This window comes from Escherichia sp. HH26CH, assembly GCF_009820205.1.
GTDB lineage: Bacteria > Pseudomonadota > Gammaproteobacteria > Enterobacterales > Enterobacteriaceae > Escherichia > Escherichia coli_F.
Genome location: NZ_VNXM01000006.1, coordinates 1 through 1,553 on the forward strand (window position 1 = coordinate 1; position 1,553 = coordinate 1,553).

The 1,553-nt window shown below is 49.0% G+C and carries 1 protein-coding gene; it reads right to left on the reverse strand.

Annotated elements, in window-relative coordinates:
* Positions 1-1,122, reverse strand: a 1,122-nt coding sequence (gene ltrA, locus FQ015_RS01165; RefSeq protein WP_160523606.1) for a group II intron reverse transcriptase/maturase, incomplete at its 3' end; no start/stop codon positions are given.
* Positions 1,123-1,553: the final 431 nt, after the last annotated feature.

The following is a 1,553-nucleotide window of genomic DNA, read 5'->3' on the forward strand; positions in this document are numbered from 1 at the left end:
ATTCAGCCACCCCGATATTATCGGATTCAGCCACTTCGCAATATCTTCGAGACTCATCTCCACCCTGCGTCTGATCCACAGTTTCCTGAGTTTTCCAATCATGCCTTTCTGCGCACGGTTACTCGCCGCCGGGCTGAAACTCGTAAAGAGGTTTCCCCGCCGGTGGTTACGTGCTCTTCGCGCTCTGAACGTATACCCCAGAAAATCAAACTGCACTGTTTCATGGTTCGCCTGTCGTTCGCTGTCTTTGCAGTAAACTATTTTCGTTTTCTCCGGATGTAATTCCAGTCCACATTCCTGAAAACGTTTTGCCAGCTTATTCAGTAATTCCTCTGCCTGTTGTTTACTGCCACAATGAATTAATCCATCATCTGCATAACGGCACCAGGGAATTTCCGGATAATGTAACGTCAGCCATTTATCAAACACATAGTGCAGAAATAAATTCGCCAGTACCGGGCTGATGACTCCACCCTGTGGCGTACCTTTATTTCTTTCCTTCAGTGTTCCATCCGGCATCTGCACCGGCGCTGTCAGCCACCGGCGAATAGACAGTCTTACCCATTTATCCGCACAATGTTTATCTACTGCCCTGAGTAATAAATCGTGGGGGATATTATCGAATAACCCTTTAATATCAAACTCAAGACACCAGTCGTATTGCCAGCAACGTTTTCTGGTGACTGCTATTGCATCCAGCGCTGATTTTCCATGCCGGTATCCGTATGAATCATTCAGGAAATAAAGCTCCACTAATGGTTCAAACGTTACCAGCACCGTCATCTGCGCTATTCGATCGCTTACTGTCGGTATTCCTAAAAGTCTTTTGCTGCCATCCTTCTTCGGAATTTCCACCGCACGCACTGGCGGCGGCATCCAGCTTCCCGACGATAACCTGTTCCAGATTTTGTACAGATTTCCTTTCAGATCCCGCTCAAAATCTTTCAGCGTCTGGTTATCCACTCCGGCAGCTCCGGCATTCGCCTTTATCCGCCGGTACGCTTCCACCACATGCAATTTACTGACCTGAAACGGTTTTGTCTGTTCACACACTGCCTCCTCCTGCCTACAGTTGGGCTGTGATGCAGACTGCCCGACGCTGTCCCTTCGCTCCACGTTCATTACAAACGCTTCCTCACTACTACGAACAGCTCTGCCCCGGTTTCGCACATCGATACTCTCATACTCATAATTTCGGTTATTTGTATTTCTCTCTTGACATTGCGACGACCGGTTCCCGTAGTTCCTGCAAAGAGCCTGATACAGCGTCATGCCTGCTATACACCGGACACCATTCACGCAGCATTCGGAATTCACCCGTAAATTAATCCCGGTGGTATCACGAAACCTCCGGTTTTGATGTCACTTAGGACTAACGACGTTTCAACACAGGTTCGGGTTTACTCATCTCACTGTATCTCACATAGGATCAGATCTCGTCTGATCGTTCCCCCTGCGCTCACTACCATGGCTCTTTACCACAGCAGCCGGGGTTGTTTGGGACCGACTTCCGACAGCAGATCCCGGTGGGCCTGCCACCATCTCTTCACAAG